This is a genomic window from Bradyrhizobium ingae (assembly GCF_055791185.1).
Window position 1 is genome coordinate 40329 of the sequence record NZ_JBVUBB010000024.1, and the last position, 17875, is coordinate 58203.

A 17875-nucleotide genomic window follows, 5' to 3' on the forward strand; every position below is an offset into this window, starting at 1 on the left:
GCCACGCTGGATAAGTCCAGCCATCGCGCCTATCTGAAGAGGGCGTCGACAGGGCCATTTTTTTGCTGCGAACAGGCGGGCACATGCTATAAGCCCGGCCGCCCGCGGCATCGCGGCCGGTCTTGATGCAACTTCACGCGGGCGTGGCGGAACTGGTAGACGCGCTGGATTTAGGTTCCAGTGACGAAAGTTGTGGGGGTTCGAGTCCCTCCGCCCGCACCAAGCGCTTTCAGCGTTTGCACGGATTACTGAAGGACCTCGTTCCTCATGGACGTTTTGTCCCGAGGAGGTGGGTCCGATGAACCACCGGCGCAAAGGCGTTTTGCCCGCGCGCCGGATCGATTGATGACAAATGTCGCGGCGACTAGCGCCGTGACGAAGCGAGAAGAAGATTGAACGCCATGCAGGTCACAGAGACCCTCTCGGAAGGATTGAAGCACGAGTTCAAGATCAGCGTTGCCGCGTCTGATCTCGATGCCAAGGCCGATGCCAAGCTCGTCGACCTCAAGGATAAGGTGCGCCTCAACGGCTTCCGTCCCGGCAAGGTGCCGGTTGCTCACCTGAAGAAGGTCTATGGCCGTTCGGTGATGGCCGAGACCATCGATCAGACCATTCGCGATACCAACACGCAGATCTTCCAGGAGCGCGGCTTCCGCCTTGCGACCGAGCCGAAGATCACCATGCCGACCGAGCAGAAAGAGGTCGAGGAATTGCTCTCGGGCAAGTCCGACCTGACCTACACGGTCGCGATCGAAGTGGTGCCGCCGATTGCGCTCGCCGACTTCAAGAGCTTCCAGGTCGAGAAGCCGGTCGCCGACGTCACCGACGTCGAGGTCGACGAAGCCATCAAGCGCATCGCCGACAACAACCGCAGCTACAGCGACAAGGGTGAGGGCGCCAAGGCGGCCTCCGGCGATCGCGTCACCGTCAACTTCAAGGGCACCATCAACGGCGAAGCGTTCGACGGCGGCACCGGCGAGGGCATCCAGGTCCAGATCGGCTCGAACACCTTCATCCCCGGCTTTGAGGATCAGCTCATCGGTATCGGCGCGGGCGAGACCCGCAACGTGAAGGCGTCGTTCCCGAAGAACTACATGAGCGAAAAGCTCGCCGGCAAAGACGCCGAGTTCGAGACCACTGCAACGCTGATCGAAGCGCCGCAGGACAACAAGATCGACGACGAGTTTGCCAAGTCGCTCGGCCTTGAATCGCTGGACAAGCTGAAGGAAGCCGCGCGCGAGCGGCTCGTGGCCGAGTTCGCCACCGCGACGCGTCAGCGCGTCAAGCGCGCGCTGCTCGATCGTCTCGACGAGGCCCATCGCTTCGACGCGCCGCCCTCGCTCATCGACGAGGAGTTCAATCTGATGTGGAACTCCGTCAAGGCCGAGATGGACTCCGCCGGCAAGACTTTTGCCGACGAGGACACCACCGAAGAGAAGGCGAAGGAAGAGTACCGCAAGATCGCCGACCGCCGCGTGCGTCTCGGTCTCGTGCTGTCGGAGATCGGTGAGAAGAACAAGATCACCGTCACCGACGACGAGGTGGGTCGCGCAGTGATCGAGCGGGCGCGGCAGGTGCCGGGCCGCGAGAAGGAAGTGTGGGACTATTACCGCAACAATGCCAACGCGCTGGCCCAGCTTCGTGCACCGATCTATGAGGACAAGGTGGTCGACTTCATCCTCGAGCTCGCCAACGTGACCGAGAAGAAGGTCTCGCGCGAGGAGCTCTACAAGGATGACGAGGCGGACAAGACCGCTGCATAAGGCTTCGCAAGAAAGCCTTCCGTTAAGGATGATCAGCGGAAGCGGGCGCGCTAGCCAGGTGGCCGGCTGGGCCTGTTTCCGCGAATCAGCTTCAACGGGTCTTGTCGGATTAAGCCTTAATTCGCGCCGGCCTTGTCAGGAGCGAATTGGGCTATATCTGTGGCTACCTACTCAAGTCCTGCATCACGGAACGTCCATCCGGGCTCGGCAATTCCAGCCAAGACTGTCTTGCCGCGAGGATGTCCGCTTCCAAAACCTAGGTGACTCATGCGCGATCCGGTTGAAACCTACATGAACCTCGTGCCCATGGTGGTCGAGCAGACCAACCGTGGCGAGCGCGCCTACGACATCTTCTCGCGCCTGTTGAAAGAGCGCATCATCTTCGTGACCGGACCGGTCGAGGACGGCATGTCGACGCTGATCGTCGCGCAGCTTCTGTTCCTCGAAGCCGAGAATCCGAAGAAGGAAATCTCGATGTACATCAACTCGCCGGGCGGCGTGGTGACGTCGGGCCTTGCGATCTACGATACCATGCAGTTCATCCGTCCGCCGGTCTCCACGCTCTGCACCGGACAGGCAGCCTCGATGGGCTCGCTGCTGCTCGCCGCCGGCGAGAAGGACATGCGCTTCTCGCTGCCGAACGCGCGCATCATGGTGCACCAGCCCTCCGGCGGCTTCCAGGGCCAGGCGACCGACATCATGCTGCACGCGCAGGAAATCCTGAACCTGAAGAAGCGGCTCAACGAGATCTACGTCAAGCATACCGGTCAGACCTACAAGTCGATCGAGGATGCGCTCGAGCGCGACAAGTTCCTCACGGCAACCGATGCCAAGGAATTTGGCCTCGTCGACAAGGTGATCGACAAGCGGGCCGAGGAGCCGGCACCGCCGAAAGCCCCGTAGCACTACCGATATGGTAACGGCGATCCCCGGGATTAGTTGGGATCGTCAGGGCGGGCTTCACGTTAATGGCGCGTTCGCGCGGCGCACAAAGCAGTTTTGCGCGCTGCGACAGGCGGAAAGTTCCGCTTTCGTGCTTGTTTTTTCGTGGTAATCCGGCAACGCCCGGGCGTTTTCGATCAGTTCTCCCGTGCCAAGACCTGAAATCACGGTATTGTCACGGGTAGCCGCCGGCCCCCGATTAGCGAATTCTTGATAGTCGGGTGACAGCATGGTTGGCTACGACTGATCGGCTATGATCGCGGGAGAATCGAGTGACCGTGATTCGCACGGGATGTAACGCGTAGGGTCTTTTTTGGTACGGAATTTGCTCTATTTGAATTCTATACCGGCTGTCGTGCCGGAATGGAGCGATCGAGCGGACGGGATCGAACCGCGGACGGAGACATGAATGAGTAAGGTCGGCACGAGCGACTCAAAGAACACGCTGTATTGCTCGTTCTGCGGCAAGAGCCAGCACGAAGTCCGCAAACTGATCGCGGGACCCACGGTCTTCATTTGCGACGAGTGCGTCGAGCTCTGCATGGACATCATCCGTGAGGAGAACAAGTCCTCGCTGGTGAAGTCGCGCGACGGAATTCCGACGCCGAAGGAAATCTGCAAGGTGCTGGACGATTACGTGATCGGCCAGAGCCATGCGAAGAAGGTTCTCTCGGTCGCGGTGCACAACCACTACAAGCGCCTCAACCACCAGACCAAGCACAACGACGTCGAGCTTGCGAAGTCGAACATCCTGCTGATCGGTCCGACCGGTTCGGGCAAGACGCTGCTCGCGCAGACGCTCGCCCGCATCCTGGACGTGCCCTTCACCATGGCGGATGCGACGACGCTGACCGAAGCCGGCTACGTCGGTGAGGACGTCGAGAACATCATCCTGAAGCTGCTGCAGGCTGCCGACTACAATGTCGAGCGCGCGCAGCGCGGCATCGTCTACATCGACGAGATCGACAAGATCAGCCGCAAGTCCGACAACCCGTCGATCACGCGCGATGTGTCGGGCGAGGGCGTGCAGCAGGCACTGCTGAAGATCATGGAAGGCACGGTGGCTTCGGTCCCGCCGCAGGGCGGCCGCAAGCATCCGCAGCAGGAATTCCTGCAGGTGGACACCACCAACATCCTCTTCATCTGCGGCGGCGCCTTCTCGGGCCTCGAGAAGATCATCTCGGCGCGCGGTCGCTCGACCTCGATCGGCTTCGGTGCCTCGGTGATGGCGCCGGAAGACCGCCGCACCGGCGAGATCTTCCGCCACGTCGAGCCCGAGGATCTCCTGAAGTACGGCCTCATCCCCGAGTTCGTCGGCCGTCTGCCGGTGGTTGCGACGCTCGAGGACCTCGACGAGACCTCGCTTAAGAAGATCCTGACCGACCCGAAGAACGCGCTGGTCAAGCAGTACCAGCGCCTGTTCGAGATGGAGAACATCGAGCTGACCTTCGCCGACGAGGCGCTTGGCGCGGTCGCCCGCAAGGCGATCGAGCGCAAGACCGGCGCGCGCGGACTGCGCTCGATCCTCGAGGCGATCCTGCTCGAGACCATGTTCGATCTGCCGGGCCTGGAAGGTGTGGAAGAGGTCGTGATCTCCCGCGAGGTCGTGGAAGGCACGGCGCGTCCGCTCTACATCTACGCCGATCGCTCCGATCGCGCGGTCGAGAATGCCAGCGCCTGAGCGGCGCTGGTCTGAAGCCTTCGAACCTGTCGAATTGACGGCTGCGGAACGTGTATCCGCAGCCGGTGTTGCGTCGCTCGTCCCGCGTGCGTAAGCGCTGAATGGCGCGCATTTTTCAATGGCTTGACACCCCCCGGGTCGATAGCCACCTAATGTCAACGGCGAGCAGGAATTCTCTTCAAGATTCGCCTCACTTCGATCCGGCAAGGCCGGTCCAAGCTTAAGGGCCTACTGGTTTTGCGGATCACCTCGGCACCTTGTGGCGGTTGCGCTAGCTACAGCGGGCTGCGTGCAAGGGGGCAAAGCAAAAGGAAAAGGCCATGACCACTCCCAAACCCCGGCCAACCATCGTTCACGGCGAGGCGCACGCTTATCCCGTGCTTCCGCTGCGCGATATCGTCGTCTTTCCGCACATGATCGTGCCGCTCTTCGTCGGTCGCGAGAAGTCGATCCGCGCGCTCGAAGAGGTGATGAAGAACGATGCGCTGATCATGCTCGCGACGCAGAAGAACGCGTCCGATGATGATCCGGCGCCCGATGCGATTTACGAGACCGGTACGCTCGCCAGCGTGTTGCAGCTCCTGAAGCTTCCCGACGGCACCGTGAAGGTGCTGGTCGAAGGGCTCGAGCGCGCGCGCGTGGAGAAGTACACTGATCGCGCCGACTATTACGAGGCGACTGCGGTCGCGCTCGCCGATACCGATGCGAAGTCGGTCGAGGCCGAAGCGCTGGCGCGCTCGGTCGTGTCCGACTTCGAGAGCTATGTGAAGCTCAACAAGAAGATCTCCGCCGAGGTCGTCGGCGTCGTGCAGGCGATCACCGATTTCGCCAAGCTCGCTGACACCGTTGCCTCGCATCTCGCCGTCAAGATCGCGGATCGGCAGGGAATCCTGGAGACGCTGTCCGTCACCTCGCGCCTGGAGAAGGTGCTGGGGCTGATGGAGAGCGAGATCTCGGTGCTGCAGGTCGAGAAGCGCATCCGCTCGCGCGTCAAGCGCCAGATGGAGAAGACGCAGCGCGAGTACTATCTCAACGAGCAGATGAAGGCGATTCAGAAGGAGCTCGGCGACGACGATGGTCGCGATGAGCTCGCTGATCTCGAAGAGAAGATCTCGAAGACCAAGCTGTCGAAGGAAGCGCGCGAGAAGGCTCAGCACGAGCTGAAGAAGCTGCGCCAGATGTCGCCGATGTCCGCGGAAGCGACGGTCGTGCGCAACTATCTCGATTGGCTCTTGTCCATTCCGTGGAACAAGAAGTCCAAGGTCAAGAAGGACCTGGAAGCCGCGCAGGCGGTTCTGGATGCCGATCACTACGGGCTCGAGAAAGTCAAGGACCGCATCGTCGAGTATCTTGCGGTGCAGTCGCGCGCCAACAAGCTGACCGGGCCGATCCTGTGCCTGGTCGGGCCTCCCGGCGTCGGCAAGACCTCGCTCGGCAAGTCGATCGCCAAGGCAACGGGGCGCGAATTCGTGCGCGTCTCGCTCGGCGGCGTGCGCGACGAGGCCGAGATCCGCGGTCACCGCCGCACCTATATCGGCTCGATGCCCGGCAAGATCATCCAGTCGATGCGCAAGGCGAAGTCGTCCAATCCGCTGTTCCTGCTGGACGAGATCGACAAGATGGGCGCCGATTTCCGCGGCGATCCGTCCTCGGCACTGCTTGAGGTGTTGGACCCCGAGCAGAATTCGACCTTCAACGACCACTATCTCGAGGTCGACTACGATCTCTCCAACGTGATGTTCATCACGACCGCGAATACGCTCAATATTCCGGGCCCGCTGATGGACCGCATGGAGATCATCCGGATCGCGGGCTACACCGAGAACGAGAAGGTCGAGATCGCGCGCAAGCATCTGATCCCGAACGCGGTGTCCAAGCACGGCCTGGACTCCAAGGAGTTCTCGATCGACGACGACGCGCTGCTGCTTCTGATCCGCCGCTACACCCGCGAAGCGGGCGTGCGCAATCTGGAGCGTGAGCTCTCGACACTCGCCCGCAAGGCGGTGAAGGAGCTGATGATCTCCAAGAAGAAGTCGGTCAAGGTCACCGAGAAGACTCTGGAAGAGTTTCTGGGTGTGCCGAAGTACCGCTTCGGCGAGATCGAGAGCGAGCCGCAGGTCGGTATCGTCACCGGCCTTGCCTGGACCGATGTCGGCGGCGAGCTGCTGACGATCGAAGGCGTCATGATGCCCGGCAAGGGCAAGATGACGGTCACAGGCAATCTGCGCGACGTCATGAAGGAGTCGATCTCCGCGGCGGCGTCCTACGTCCGCTCGCGTGCGATCAACTACGGTGTCGAGCCGCCGATGTTCGACAGGCGCGATATCCACGTGCACGTGCCGGAGGGCGCCACCCCGAAGGACGGCCCGTCCGCAGGCGTGGCGATGGCCACCGCGATCATCTCGGTCATGACCGGCATCCCGGTCCGCCATGATGTCGCGATGACCGGCGAAATCACGCTGCGCGGCCGCGTGCTGCCGATCGGCGGTCTGAAGGAGAAGCTGCTGGCTGCCGCTCGCGGCGGCATCAAGACGGTGCTGATCCCCGAGGACAACGCCAAGGATCTCACGGAGATTTCCGATGCGATCAAGGGCGGCATGGAGATCGTCCCGGTCTCGCGGCTCGACGACGTCGTCGCCCGCGCGCTGGTGAAGAAGCCGGTGCCGATCGTCTGGGAAGAGGACACCAAGGTGACGGTGAAGCCGGATGGCGACGAAGCCGCCGGCGGCCTGACCGCTCACTGAGACCGGCCAAAGATGATAAAACGGCGCCTTCGGGCGCCGTTTTTGTGTTTGGGAGGACGGCATGCGGATCGACGGACAATGCCATTGCGGCCGGGTCAGCTACGCGGCGGAGATCGATCCGGAGGCCGTCTCAGTGTGCCACTGCACCGATTGCCAGGCGCTGACCGGCTCGCCCTTTCGGGTGACCGCGATCTGCTCCGGGCAGACCATCCGCCTGACCGGCGGCAAGCCCAAGGTCTATGGCAAGCGCGGCGACAACGGCCGGATGCGCTTCCAGCATTTCTGCGGCGACTGCGGCTCCCCGCTGTTCACCAGCGGCGAGGGCAGCGAGGCCGATGATTGGGGCATCCGCTGGGGCAGCATCCGCCAGCGCGAGGCCTTGCGGCCCAACCGGCAGATCTGGTGCCAGTCCGCAGCGCTGTGGATCGACGCCGTGCCGGGGCTGCCGGGGCGGCCCCGAGACTAACATTGATTGCCGTTCGGCCCTTGCCCCTCTGGGGGGCCTAGGGCTAAAGAGGCGGCCAGGGGCGGTTAGCTCAGCTGGTTAGAGCATCTCGTTTACACCGAGAGGGTCCGCGGTTCGAATCCGTGACCGCCCACCAGCCTTCGCTCGCTTCGCGAGCTACGGCTGGGCAAGCCAGCCTCTGAACATTATTGACGCGAAGCGAGCGAAGGCTGCCGCGCCGAAGCCCAAGGGGCGAAGGCGGGCTTTTGCCAAACGCGGGCGCCCAGAAAGGGCCCCCGACGGGACCAAAATTGCCTCCGTTCGGCCATCTTTTCGATCCCCGTCCGAACCACCGTTCCGGCTCCTGTCATCAGCGTGGAGTATCGCCGTGATGAGTGATCTTCGCATCAAGCTGGAAAGGTACGAGTCCAAAGCCGCTCACTGCATGAAAGCAGCTCAAGAAGCGAGCGACGAGGCCGGGAAGGCTTTTTATGAGGAGCTCGCTCGCTACTACGACGAGCTGGCAGCGGACTTTCGCCGCGTCCTTGCGAAGCGGACCGGGGCTTCGCTGGCAGCGGAATGATTCTGGCTGGACGGGTCAACGGTTCGATCCTCTCACCGCTTACCCCTCGTCTGACGCCCTGCCGCGCGCGTGACATTCGGAAGAGTTCTCGCCGAGGTGACCGGAGAGGCTGCCTCATTGGTTGCCTGTTGTCATTTCGGCACCGTGGCGTTCCGATCAAGTTGCCAGAGATACTCCATCGGCCAGGCGGACATCACCGGCCGGCATAGTAAACCGCCCGTTAACTCGGGATTGGTATCGTGCGTCTTGTCCGGGTGGTGATCGCCCGGACGGCCGGGAGTAGCCATGATGCCCGTCGAGATGCTGACCTATGCCGAGCTGGGCGAGCGACTCAGGATATCACCTGAGGCAGCCAGATCGCTCGTGAAGCGACACCGATTGCCCCGGGCTCGCTCGAATGATGGAAAGACCCTGGTTCAGGTCGATCTCACCGAGATCAGCCATTCGCCCATCACGCGCACCCCCCAAGCTCCGGCCGGTCACCAGGTGGTCACCGCCCTCAAGGAGCACATTGCCACGTTGCAGGCCGATCTCTTGGAGATGAAGGCCATCGCTGGCAGTCATCGGTCCGACTTCGAGAGAGAGTGCGACCGCACCAACAAGCTGCTGGCCGAACTGCTCAAGGCCAACGTCGAGACTGTGGCAGCCCGCGAGAAGGCCGCTCATCTGGAGGGGAGGCTGTCGACGGTCAAGCAACCCTGGCGGCGACGGCTGGCCGACGCTTTCACCCATATTCCTCTGGAAGCCGTTCGCTGGAATCTCGGCCGTACTGCGCGATCCAGTTGACCGAGTAGTCGCGGTGCCCCGCGGCGGGCTAGGCGCCCGATGTGCGGCGCACAAGGCTGCGCGGACTTTGCTTGTGGCCATTGCTTCGTTTGCCTGCGTTTTCCAAGTCGCCACTGGACGCCGCTAGCAACTCCGACAAGACTCAGGCCTATTGCATATTGTTCCCGATTTTTGCCAGCTCGATGCCCGTTTCCGTTCTGGACGTTTCGGAGAGTTATTGCCCGCCGGCGCCCTGTCCGCCGGAGCAGCGGCTGCGATTGTTTCCGCTGCTCGCGGCGCTGAAACGCAACCCGCTGGAATGCTGGAGTGCAGAATTCTTTCGCGAGCCGATCGCGAAGGTCAGACTTCCCTTCACCGACGCCGTCCTGGTGCATGACCCGGCAGCCATCAAGCATGTGCTGGTCGACAATGCCGGCAACTACCGCAAGGACCCGATCCAGCGGCGCATTCTCGCCAGCGGTCTTGCCGATGGGCTGTTGAGCGTCGAGGGGCAGCGCTGGGAGATGCAGCGGCGAACGCTTGCACCCCTGTTTGCGCGGCGCACGGTCACGTCCTTCACCTCGGCGATGCTGGTGGCGGCCGACCAGCTGGCGGAGAAATGGCGCGCGCTGGGGCCGCGGGCCACCGTCGACATCGCGGCGGAGATGACGCTGATCACGCTGAACGTGCTCGCCTTGACCATCTTCTCGGACGGCATTGGTGGCGACTACGACGAATTCCGCGATGCGATGAGCGCCTATTTTACGGTGATCGGCCGCATCGGTGCGTTTGACCTGCTCGGCCTTCCGCAATCCGTGCCGCGGCCCGGGCGCGGCCGTCTGCGCCGGACGATGGCCTATTTCGAAGCGATCATCGACCAGATCATCGCAACGCGGCAACGGCGGCTTGCCGGCCTTGCAGCCGGCGAGGGGCCTTCCGATCTTCTGACGTTGCTGCTCCGTGCGCTCGATCCCGCGACCGGGCGCGCGATGTCGCTCGCCGAGGTCAGGTCCAACATCCTGACCTTCCTGTCGGCGGGACATGAAACGACAGCCAACACGCTCGCCTGGTCGATCTTCCTTTTGTCACAGGCGCCGGATTGGCGGGCGCGGGTACAGGCGGAGGCCGCGCGGGAGCTGGCAGGACCGGTCGAGGGACTTGCGGACCGGCTGGTCGTGACGCGTGCCGTGGTCGAGGAGGCGCTGCGCCTCTACCCGCCGATTGCGGCGCTGAGCCGGATGGCCGAGGGGGTGGATACGCTCGCAGACTTCGAGATCAAGCCGCGCTCGCTGATCGTGATCGCGCCTTACGTGCTGCATCGGCATCGCCTGTTGTGGCAGCAGCCCGACGCGTTCGATCCGTCGCGTTTCCTGCCCGAGGCGCGCGCGGCGATCCCGCGCTTTACCTACCTGCCGTTCGGCAGCGGGCCGCGCATCTGTATCGGCGCATCCTTCGCGCTGCAGGAGGCGACCATCGTGCTCGCGGCGCTGATGCATCGCTTCGACATGGAGCTGCTGCCGCACGCCAAAGTTTGGCCCTCGCAGAAGATTACGCTGCGTCCGGCCCATGGGCTGCCCATGCACGTGACTACGCGCAATTGCGAGGCTCAGGCCGCTTGCCGATGCGAGACACAGAGGGCGTGATGGAACAGCCGAGCGGACATGAGCAGAATGCGGACCAGATCGCCTATTGGAACGGTCTGGGCGGACAGCGCTGGGCTGATCGCCACGCGGTGCAGGAGACGCTGCTCGGGCCGATCGCGGATATCCTGATTGACCGGGCGAAGCCGAAGCCGGGCGAGCGCGTGCTTGACATCGGCTGCGGCTCCGGCGCGACGACGGTTGCGTTTGCGAAAGCGGTGGCGCCTGATGGATTTGCGCTCGGGCTCGACGTGTCCGACCCGATGCTGTCGCAGGCGCGCGCGCTTTCGCCAAAGAACCTGCCGCTCGATTTCGTGCTGGCGGATGCGACGGTCTATCCGTTCGAGCCGGCGGGCTTCGATCTGCTCGCATCGCGCTTCGGCGTGATGTTCTTTGCCGATCCGATCGCCTCGTTCACCAACCTGCGCGGCGCGCTGAAACCTTCGGGACGGCTGGCCTTCATCTGCTGGCGCGAGCCGCGCGAAAACCCCTGGATGATGACGCCGTTGATGGCGGTCTACAAACACGTGCCCAAGATGCCGCCGGTCGGGCCGGAGGACCCCGGTCCGTTCGCCTTCGCCTCGGAGGAGCGCGTGATGCGCATCCTCAAGGGCGCCGGCTTCGTGGACGTGGCGATGGAGCCGCATAACCTTGCGATGGATATCGCTATCGGCGGTGGGCTGGACGCGGCCGTCGACGGCTCTGTTCAGATCGGCCCCGCCGCCCGCGCGCTGCAAGGCCATCCGCCGGAGACCATTGAGGCCGCAAAAGCCTCGATCCGCGAAGCGCTCGCGCCGTTCGTCGAAGGGCAATCGGTGGCGCTGCCGGGCGCGATCTGGATCGTGACGGCGAAGGCGGCGTAGTCGTCTTCAAACCACGTTGTCGGGCGCCAGCGCGCAGCGGTTGTCCTGGCTGGTCTCGATCTGGATCGTGGTGTGACTGATCCGGTGCGAGGTTTTCAGGAGCTGCGCGGTCTCCATCAGGAAGGCATCGCCGGGGTGGCCGCCCAGCATGACGAGGTGACAAGTCAGCGCCGTTTCGGTGGTGCTGATCGGCCAGACGTGCAGGTCGTGGATATCGGAGACCCCGGGCCGCTGCTTCAGAAAGCTTTTGATCGCATCGAGGTCGGTGCCGACGGGCGCGGCGGCCATCGACATGTCGATCGAGCTGCGGAGCAGGCCCGTCGTGCTCCAGAGGATGACGGCGCAGATCAGAAGACTCGCCAGCGGATCGAGCCAGAGCCAGCCGGTCCACATGATCAGCGCTGCCGAGACGACAACGCCAAGCGAGACCGCGGCATCTCCCGCCATGTGCAGGAACGCGCCCTGGATGTTGATGTCGTCCTTGCGGCCGCTTGCGAACAGCATCGCGGTCGCGCCGTTGATGAGGATGCCGATGCCGGCGACGATCATCACCGTGACGCCGGCGACCGGCTCGGGCTCGCGCAGGCGCAGGATCGCCTCCCAGCCGATCGCACCGGTTGCGACCAGTAGGAAGACGGCATTCGCGAGGGCCGCAAGAATGGTCGAGGCGCGGAAGCCATAGGTGAAGCGGCCGGTGGGCGCGCGCCTGGCGGCGACCGATGCACCCCAGGCCATGACGAGGCCGAGCACGTCGCTCAAATTGTGGCTGGCGTCGGCGAGCAGGGCGGTTGAATTGGCGATGTAGCCGTAAATGCCTTGCGCGACGACGAGCGCGGTATTCAGCGAGATGCCGATCGCAAATGCCCTGCCAAAACTTGCGGGCGCGTGGACATGTGCTCCGTGGCCAAAACCGTGCCCATGACCGTGGTCGTGCCCGGCATGATCATGGTGGTCATCGTGATGATGGCCGGCATGGTGGTCGTGCTTGTCCACGTCTACCGCTCCCCGAAATCGGCGCGCGCCAAATCAGCACGCATTGTAGGCGTTTCGCGGACATCGTCACGACGGAACAGCACGTAGAGCGCCGGCAGAACCAGGAGCGTCAGCACGGTCGAGGAGATGATGCCGCCGATCACGACGGTGGCGAGCGGCCGCTGCACCTCCGCGCCTGCACCTGTTGCGAGCGCCATCGGCACGAAGCCGAGGGACGCGACCAGCGCGGTCATCAGCACCGGGCGCAGACGCGTCAGGGCGCCTTCGCGGACAGCCTCGACGAGCGGCGTACCCTCCCTCCGCAGCCGTTCGATGAAGGCGATGATGACGAGGCCGTTGAGCACTGCAACGCCGGACAGCGCGATGAAGCCGACGCCGGCACTGATCGACAGCGGGATGCCACGGAGCAGCAGCGCCGCGATGCCGCCGGTGAGCGCCAGCGGCACGCCGCTGAACACCAGCAGCGCATCGGCCGCCGAACCCATGCTCATGAACAGCAGGAGGAACACCAGCAGCAGCGCCACCGGCACGACAACGGTCAGCCGCTTGGTCGCAGAGACGAGCTGCTCGAACTGGCCGCCCCAGCCGATCCAGTAGCCGGCCGGCAGCTTGACCTTATGCGCCACAGCATCCTGCGCCTCGGCGACGAAGGAGCCGAGATCGCGCTCGCGGACGTTGGCGGTGACGACGATCCGCCGCTTGCCGTTCTCGCGGCTGATCTGGTTCGGCCCCGGCGTCGCCTCGACCGTGGCGACCGATGACAGCGGCACGTAGCGCATCTGCGTCAGCGGCGAGGCGGAGAACGCGGTCCGCAGCGGCGCCGTCTCCTCGCTCGGCGGCAGCGGAATCGGAATCGCACGGATCGCGTCGAGATTGCCGCGCAGTCGCTCCGGCAGCCGCACCAAGATATCGAAGCGCCGGTCGCCCTCGAACAGCTTGCCGGCCGACTTGCCGCCCACGGCGATCTCGACGATGCCCTGGACCTCGCTGGCGCTCAGGCCGTAGCGGGAGAGGGCCTGGCGGTCCAGCCTGACGGTCAGGATCGGCAGGCCCGAAACCTGCTCGGTCTTGACGTCGGTCGCGCCGCGGATGGTCCGGATCGCTGCCTCGACCTGCTTGGCCGCACCCTGGAGAATGTCGAGATCGTCGCCAAAAATCTTGATGCCGACGTCGCTGCGCACGCCCGAGATCAGCTCGTTGACGCGCAACTGAATCGGCTGCGAGATCTCGTAATTGCTGCCGGGGATATCATCGGCGGCCTTGTCGATCGCCTCGATGATCTCCGATTTGGGCTTGTCGGGGTCCGGCCATTCGGCGCGCGGCTTCAGCATGATGTAGCCGTCGGTTTGCGCCGGCGACATCGGATCCGTCGCGATCTCGGCGGTGCCGATGCGGGTGAAGAACTCCTTCACCTCCGGAATCTGACGGATGCGTTTTTCCAGCGCTTTCTGAAGGTCCAGCGACTGGGTGAGGCTGGTGCCGGGAATGCGGATCGCAGCCAGCGCGACGTCGCCTTCATCCAGGCTCGGGATGAACTCGCCGCCCATGCGCGAGGCCGCAGCGCCGCTCGCGATCACGATGGCGGCAGCAGCGCAGGCGACGACACGGCGGTTGTCGATGGCGAGGCGGAGCAGGGGAACATAGATGCGCTTGGCACCGCGCATGAACAGGTTTTCCGTCTCCGACACCCTGCCGGTGACGAAGATCGCGATCGCCGCAGGCACGAAGGTGATGGAGAACAACACGGCCGCACCGAGCGCCATCAGGACGGTGAGCGCCATCGGCGTGAACATCTTGCCTTCGACGCCGGTCAGCGTCAGCACGGGCAGATAGACCACGGCGATGATCAGCGTTCCGAACAGGCTCGGCTTGATGACTTCGCTCGAGCCGCGCAGGATGGTCCGCAGGCGCTCCGACGTCGTGAGCAGGCCGCCTTTCCCGCGTTGTGCCGCGGCGAGCATCCGCAGGCAGTTTTCGACGATGATCACCGCGCCATCGACTATGATGCCGAAATCGATGGCGCCGAGGCTCATCAGATTGGCGCTGACCTTGGTTCCGACCATACCGGTGACCGTCAGCGACATCGAGAGCGGGATGACGCAGGCGGTGACGAGGGCCGCACGGATGTTGCCGAGAATCAGGAACAGAACGGCGACGACAAGGGCTGCACCTTCAAGCAGGTTGTTCCGGACGGTGCGGATCGTGGCCTCGACCAGATGGGTCCGATCATAGACCGTGCGCGTGACGACGCCTTCGGGCAGCGATTTTGCGATCTCCGCGAGCCGCGCCGCAACGCGCCGCGCGACCGTGCGGCTGTTCTCGCCGATCAGCAGCATGGCGGTACCGAGCACGGTCTCCTCGCCGTCGAGTGTTGCCGCCCCGGTGCGCAGGTCGCGCCCCTCGATCACTTCGGCGACGTCCCTGATCCTGACCGGATTGCCACCGCGTGCACCGATCACGATGTCCTGGATTTCGCTGACGTTGCCCACCTGCGCGGGAGAACGGACGAGATACTGCTCGCCGTTGCGCTCGATATAGCCGGCGCCGACATTGGCGTTGTTGGCGGCGAGCGCCGTCATGACATCGCGAAAGCCGAGCCGGTATGCCATCAGCTTGCCGGGATCGGGCAGCACGTGGACTTGCCGTTCGAAGCCGCCGATGGTGTTGATCTCGATCACGCCGGGAACGTTGCGAAGCTGCGGCTTGATGATCCAGTCCTGCACGGTGCGCAGGTCGGTCGGGGAAAAATCCTTGCCGCTCTGCGTCTTGGCGCCCGGCTTCGCTTCGACGGTGTACATGAAGATCTCGCCGAGGCCTGTCGAGACCGGGCCCATGGCGACTTCGACCCCGGTGGGAAGCTGGTCCTTCGCCTGCTGGATGCGCTCGCCCACGAGCTGGCGCGCAAAATAGATGTCGGTGCCGTCCTGGAAAACTACGGTCACCTGGCTCAGGCCATAGCGCGACAGTGAGCGCGTGTAGTCGAGCTTGGGCAGGCCGCCCATCGCGGTCTCGACCGGAAAGGTGATGCGCTGCTCCGTCTCGAGCGGCGAATAGCCGGGTGCGCGCGTATTGATCTGCACCTGGACATTGGTGATGTCGGGGACCGCGTCGATGGGCAGGCGCTGGAAGTCCCATGCGCCATAGGCTACGGCACCGATCGCGAGCAGCAGGATGAGCCAGCGCTGCTGGAGCGAAAAGGCGGGAATGCGATCAATCATGATCGGCGTCTCCCTTGCCCATCTCCGCCTTCACGACGAAGCTGTTCTCGGCGACGTAACGCTCGCCGGTGGATAGCCCGGCCTTGACCTCGACATGGCGCGCATCGGACTCGCCGAGCTCGACCGGACGGGCCTCGATCTTGTCGCCGTCCTCGCGAACGAAGACGATGGTCCGGTTTTCCAGCGTCTGGATGGCGCTGGTTCGGACCGCCACGGTGACGTTGCGCGCGGCAAGGATCAGCCGCGCGCTGACGAACAGGCCGGGCCGCAAGCGTCCGTCGGCGTTTCCCAGCACCACGCGCGCCAGCGCCGTCTGGGTCTCGCTGACGCCGACGGGGGCCAGGTAGGAGATCGTGCCCTTGATCTCGCCGCGGCCATCGTCGGGATCGATCAGGACTTCGTCGCCGAGGTGCACGCGCTTGATGTCCTGGCGATAGATCGAAAGGTCGACCCAGATCGTCGAGAGATCGGCGACGACGAAGGCCGGCTTCTGCTCGGAGGCATATTCGCCGAGCGAGATCTGCCGGTCGATGACCGTGCCGCCGATCGGCGCCTTGAGTTCGTACACCGTCAGGCTCTGGTTGCTTTCGATCGACGCCAGGAGGTCGTCCTTGGCGACGGTGTCGCCGATCCGCTTGCGGATCGACTTGGCGATGCCGGGAAAGCGCGGCGTCACCTGCACCACGGCCTCCTGGTTGGCGCGCAGCACGCCGTTGAAGGAGAGCGTATCGCTCAGCGTCGCGCTTGCCGCTTCCGCCAGCGTTACGCCGGCGGCGGCAAGCTTGACGTCGGAGATCCTGATGCGGTCGGCGCCGTGCTCGTCCTGCTCGACATGATCGTTCGCCGGCTTCTTCTCGTGCGCGTGCTCCGTCGTTTCGACCTTGGCGGGTGCGAGCATGGCGTAGCCATAGGCGCCGAGCGCAGCGGTGATGAGAGCCACGAGCATGGTTGAGGATGTCTTCATCTGGCGCTCTCCCGGGCGAGCGTAAAGGGATTGCCGACGAGGCCCTCGATGGTCGCGACCGCGGCATGAAAGTTCTGCTGCGCTTCCTGCTCGCGCAGCCGCGCCTGCGTCACGCTCGCCTGCGCATCGAGCACCTCGAGCAGCGTGAAGCGGCCCTGGCCGTAGCCCTGCGAGATCGCCTCGGCGGCTTCCTGCGCCTTCGGGATCGCGCTGTCGCGCAAAATTGCGAGCTCACGCAGCGATCCCTGCAGCGAGTCATAGGCGCGGCCGGCAATCACGATCAACGCGTTGCGGTTGGCCTCGCGCTCGGCCTTCGTCTTGGCGAGACTTTCCTGTGCCGAGAGGATGTTGCCCTGGTTCTGGTCGAACACGGGAATCGGCACCGAGACGGTGAGGCGCACCGCGTCGTCATTGGTCTCGTTGAAATGGCGCCAGCCGGCAGCAATCCGCACGTCCGGATACGGTTTCAGGCGCGCCAGCAGCAGCTCGGCATTGCGCTGCGCAAAGACGGCGGTCCAGCGCACCAGTTGCGGATTGGCGTCGATGGCGGCGACGACGGATTCGAATGCGGGTGGACGGCCGGTCGGGTCAAGCCGCCCGGAGACCTCGGAGAATTTCGGCGTCGGATCCCCCATCAACACGGCTAGCTCGCGCCGGGTGCTTGCAAGCGTCGCCTTGAAGCGCTCGCGGTCGGCCTTCACCAGCGTGGAGGCGACCTCGGCGCGGCCGGTCTCGGCGGGCGAAGAGGCGCCGGCCTCGACGCGGCGACGCAGCAGGGGCGTCAGGCGGTCGATTGCGGCCACCTGCTCGTCGAGGATCTGGATGCGGCGCTGGGCGCCGAGCACGCTGAGGAAGGCGATCGCGGTCTCGGACAGCACCTCGAGCCTGATCGCCTTGCGCTGGATCGCGGCAACTTCGACGCCGGCGCTACCCGCGGCGATCCGTGCCTCGCGCTTGCCGAACAGCTCGAAGGCCTGGCTGATCTGCAACGTGGTCTCGGCCGATTTGGTGCCGCGGTAGATGCCGGACCCGAAGGAATTGTCCTGCTCGTAGGAAAGCTCCGGATTGAGCAGCGTGCCGGCCTGGATGCGCTGGCCGTTGGCGATGCCGACGTCGCGCTCGGCGGCCGTCAGCCGCGGGCTCGCGGCCAGCGCGCGTGTCAGCGCAGTGCGCATGGTCAAGGTCTGCGCGTGTCCGGGCTGCGCGAGCAGCGCGTTGATCAAGAAAGCCGACGCGCACGCAAAGCGCGCGGCAGTTCGCCTGCAGAACATGGA

General features: G+C 64.3%; 14 protein-coding genes and 2 tRNA genes. 11 read left to right on the plus strand and 5 right to left on the minus strand.

Going from position 1 to position 17875, the window contains the following annotated elements; translation table 11 throughout:
- Window positions 1-137 precede the first annotated feature (137 nt).
- The 3 genes from ACV1FX_RS28025 (at window position 138) to ACV1FX_RS28035 (ending at window position 2666) form a co-directional block, all read left to right on the plus strand.
- Window positions 138-222 (plus strand) — tRNA-Leu (locus ACV1FX_RS28025).
- Between the two features lie 179 nt (window positions 223-401).
- Window positions 402-1763, plus strand: a complete 1362-nt coding sequence (gene tig / locus ACV1FX_RS28030) for a trigger factor (protein WP_473120796.1) — start codon at window positions 402-404, stop codon at window positions 1761-1763.
- Window positions 1764-2030: 267 nt separating this feature from the next.
- Window positions 2031-2666 carry an ATP-dependent Clp protease proteolytic subunit gene (locus ACV1FX_RS28035; protein ID WP_473120797.1) on the plus strand — a complete coding sequence of 212 codons (636 nt, stop codon included), beginning with the start codon at window positions 2031-2033 and terminating at the stop codon, window positions 2664-2666.
- 57 nt (window positions 2667-2723) lie between these two features.
- On the opposite strand, the gene ACV1FX_RS28040 is transcribed toward ACV1FX_RS28035, so the two are convergent.
- The gene (locus tag ACV1FX_RS28040) at window positions 2724-2936 is read right to left on the minus strand and encodes a hypothetical protein (protein WP_473120798.1); all 213 of its coding nucleotides are present in this window, start codon (window positions 2934-2936) and stop codon (window positions 2724-2726) included.
- 178 nt (window positions 2937-3114) lie between these two features.
- Between ACV1FX_RS28040 and clpX the strand changes: the two genes are divergently transcribed.
- The 8 genes from clpX to ACV1FX_RS28080 all read left to right on the plus strand — a co-directional run bounded on the left by clpX (window position 3115) and on the right by ACV1FX_RS28080 (window position 11426).
- Window positions 3115-4386: an ATP-dependent Clp protease ATP-binding subunit ClpX gene (clpX, locus tag ACV1FX_RS28045; RefSeq protein ID WP_254095610.1), complete on the plus strand. Its 1272-nt coding sequence runs from the start codon at window positions 3115-3117 to the stop codon at window positions 4384-4386.
- A gap of 320 nt (window positions 4387-4706) precedes the next feature.
- Entirely contained in the window at window positions 4707-7130 is a 2424-nt protein-coding gene (gene lon, locus ACV1FX_RS28050) for an endopeptidase La (protein ID WP_473120799.1), read from the plus strand.
- Window positions 7131-7191: 61 nt separating this feature from the next.
- Window positions 7192-7596 (plus strand): GFA family protein, encoded by a 405-nt coding sequence (locus tag ACV1FX_RS28055; RefSeq protein ID WP_473120800.1) that lies wholly within the window; start codon window positions 7192-7194, stop codon window positions 7594-7596.
- A 59-nt stretch (window positions 7597-7655) separates the two neighbouring features.
- Window positions 7656-7732 (plus strand) — tRNA-Val (locus ACV1FX_RS28060).
- A 234-nt stretch (window positions 7733-7966) separates the two neighbouring features.
- A complete protein-coding gene (locus ACV1FX_RS28065; protein ID WP_473120801.1) occupies window positions 7967-8158 on the plus strand; it encodes a hypothetical protein in 192 nt (63 codons plus the stop codon).
- Between the two features lie 285 nt (window positions 8159-8443).
- On the plus strand, window positions 8444-8944 hold the full coding sequence (locus tag ACV1FX_RS28070) for a hypothetical protein (protein WP_473120802.1): 501 nt from the start codon (window positions 8444-8446) through the stop codon (window positions 8942-8944).
- Between the two features lie 182 nt (window positions 8945-9126).
- Window positions 9127-10566, plus strand: coding sequence for a cytochrome P450 (locus ACV1FX_RS28075; protein WP_473120803.1), 1440 nt, complete (start codon window positions 9127-9129; stop codon window positions 10564-10566).
- Window positions 10566-11426 carry a class I SAM-dependent methyltransferase gene (locus ACV1FX_RS28080; protein WP_473120804.1) on the plus strand — a complete coding sequence of 287 codons (861 nt, stop codon included), beginning with the start codon at window positions 10566-10568 and terminating at the stop codon, window positions 11424-11426. Before ACV1FX_RS28075 ends, ACV1FX_RS28080 begins: the two co-directional genes overlap by 1 nt.
- A 6-nt stretch (window positions 11427-11432) precedes the next feature.
- On the opposite strand, the gene ACV1FX_RS28085 is transcribed toward ACV1FX_RS28080, so the two are convergent.
- Genes ACV1FX_RS28085 through ihpA form a run of 4 tightly spaced genes read right to left on the minus strand, consistent with a single transcriptional unit; the run spans window position 11433 to window position 17872 of the window.
- Window positions 11433-12419, minus strand: coding sequence for a cation diffusion facilitator family transporter (locus ACV1FX_RS28085; protein WP_473120805.1), 987 nt, complete (start codon window positions 12417-12419; stop codon window positions 11433-11435).
- A 2-nt stretch (window positions 12420-12421) separates the two neighbouring features.
- Window positions 12422-15637, minus strand: coding sequence for an efflux RND transporter permease subunit (locus ACV1FX_RS28090; protein WP_473120806.1), 3216 nt, complete (start codon window positions 15635-15637; stop codon window positions 12422-12424).
- Window positions 15630-16601: a divalent metal ion exporter adaptor subunit IhpB gene (gene ihpB, locus ACV1FX_RS28095; protein ID WP_473120807.1), complete on the minus strand. Its 972-nt coding sequence runs from the start codon at window positions 16599-16601 to the stop codon at window positions 15630-15632. The genes ACV1FX_RS28090 and ihpB overlap by 8 nt, the downstream gene beginning before the upstream one ends.
- On the minus strand, window positions 16598-17872 hold the full coding sequence (gene ihpA / locus ACV1FX_RS28100) for a divalent metal ion exporter subunit IhpA (RefSeq protein ID WP_473120808.1): 1275 nt from the start codon (window positions 17870-17872) through the stop codon (window positions 16598-16600). Before ihpA ends, ihpB begins: the two co-directional genes overlap by 4 nt.
- Window positions 17873-17875 lie beyond the last annotated feature (3 nt).

Bases quoted from the DNA above. Each gene is read 5' to 3' on its own strand.
- tig (WP_473120796.1), top strand. From the start codon at position 402: ATGCAGGTCACAGAGACCCTCTCGGAAGGATTGAAGCACGAGTTCAAG.
- ACV1FX_RS28035 (WP_473120797.1), top strand. From the start codon at position 2,031: ATGCGCGATCCGGTTGAAACCTACATGAACCTCGTGCCCATGGTGGTC.
- ACV1FX_RS28040 (WP_473120798.1), bottom strand. From the start codon at position 2,936: ATGCTGTCACCCGACTATCAAGAATTCGCTAATCGGGGGCCGGCGGCT.
- clpX (WP_254095610.1), top strand. From the start codon at position 3,115: ATGAGTAAGGTCGGCACGAGCGACTCAAAGAACACGCTGTATTGCTCG.
- lon (WP_473120799.1), top strand. From the start codon at position 4,707: ATGACCACTCCCAAACCCCGGCCAACCATCGTTCACGGCGAGGCGCAC.
- ACV1FX_RS28055 (WP_473120800.1), top strand. From the start codon at position 7,192: ATGCGGATCGACGGACAATGCCATTGCGGCCGGGTCAGCTACGCGGCG.
- ACV1FX_RS28065 (WP_473120801.1), top strand. From the start codon at position 7,967: ATGAGTGATCTTCGCATCAAGCTGGAAAGGTACGAGTCCAAAGCCGCT.
- ACV1FX_RS28070 (WP_473120802.1), top strand. From the start codon at position 8,444: ATGATGCCCGTCGAGATGCTGACCTATGCCGAGCTGGGCGAGCGACTC.
- ACV1FX_RS28075 (WP_473120803.1), top strand. From the start codon at position 9,127: ATGCCCGTTTCCGTTCTGGACGTTTCGGAGAGTTATTGCCCGCCGGCG.
- ACV1FX_RS28080 (WP_473120804.1), top strand. From the start codon at position 10,566: ATGGAACAGCCGAGCGGACATGAGCAGAATGCGGACCAGATCGCCTAT.
- ACV1FX_RS28090 (WP_473120806.1), bottom strand. From the start codon at position 15,637: ATGATTGATCGCATTCCCGCCTTTTCGCTCCAGCAGCGCTGGCTCATC.
- ihpB (WP_473120807.1), bottom strand. From the start codon at position 16,601: ATGAAGACATCCTCAACCATGCTCGTGGCTCTCATCACCGCTGCGCTC.
- ihpA (WP_473120808.1), bottom strand. From the start codon at position 17,872: ATGTTCTGCAGGCGAACTGCCGCGCGCTTTGCGTGCGCGTCGGCTTTC.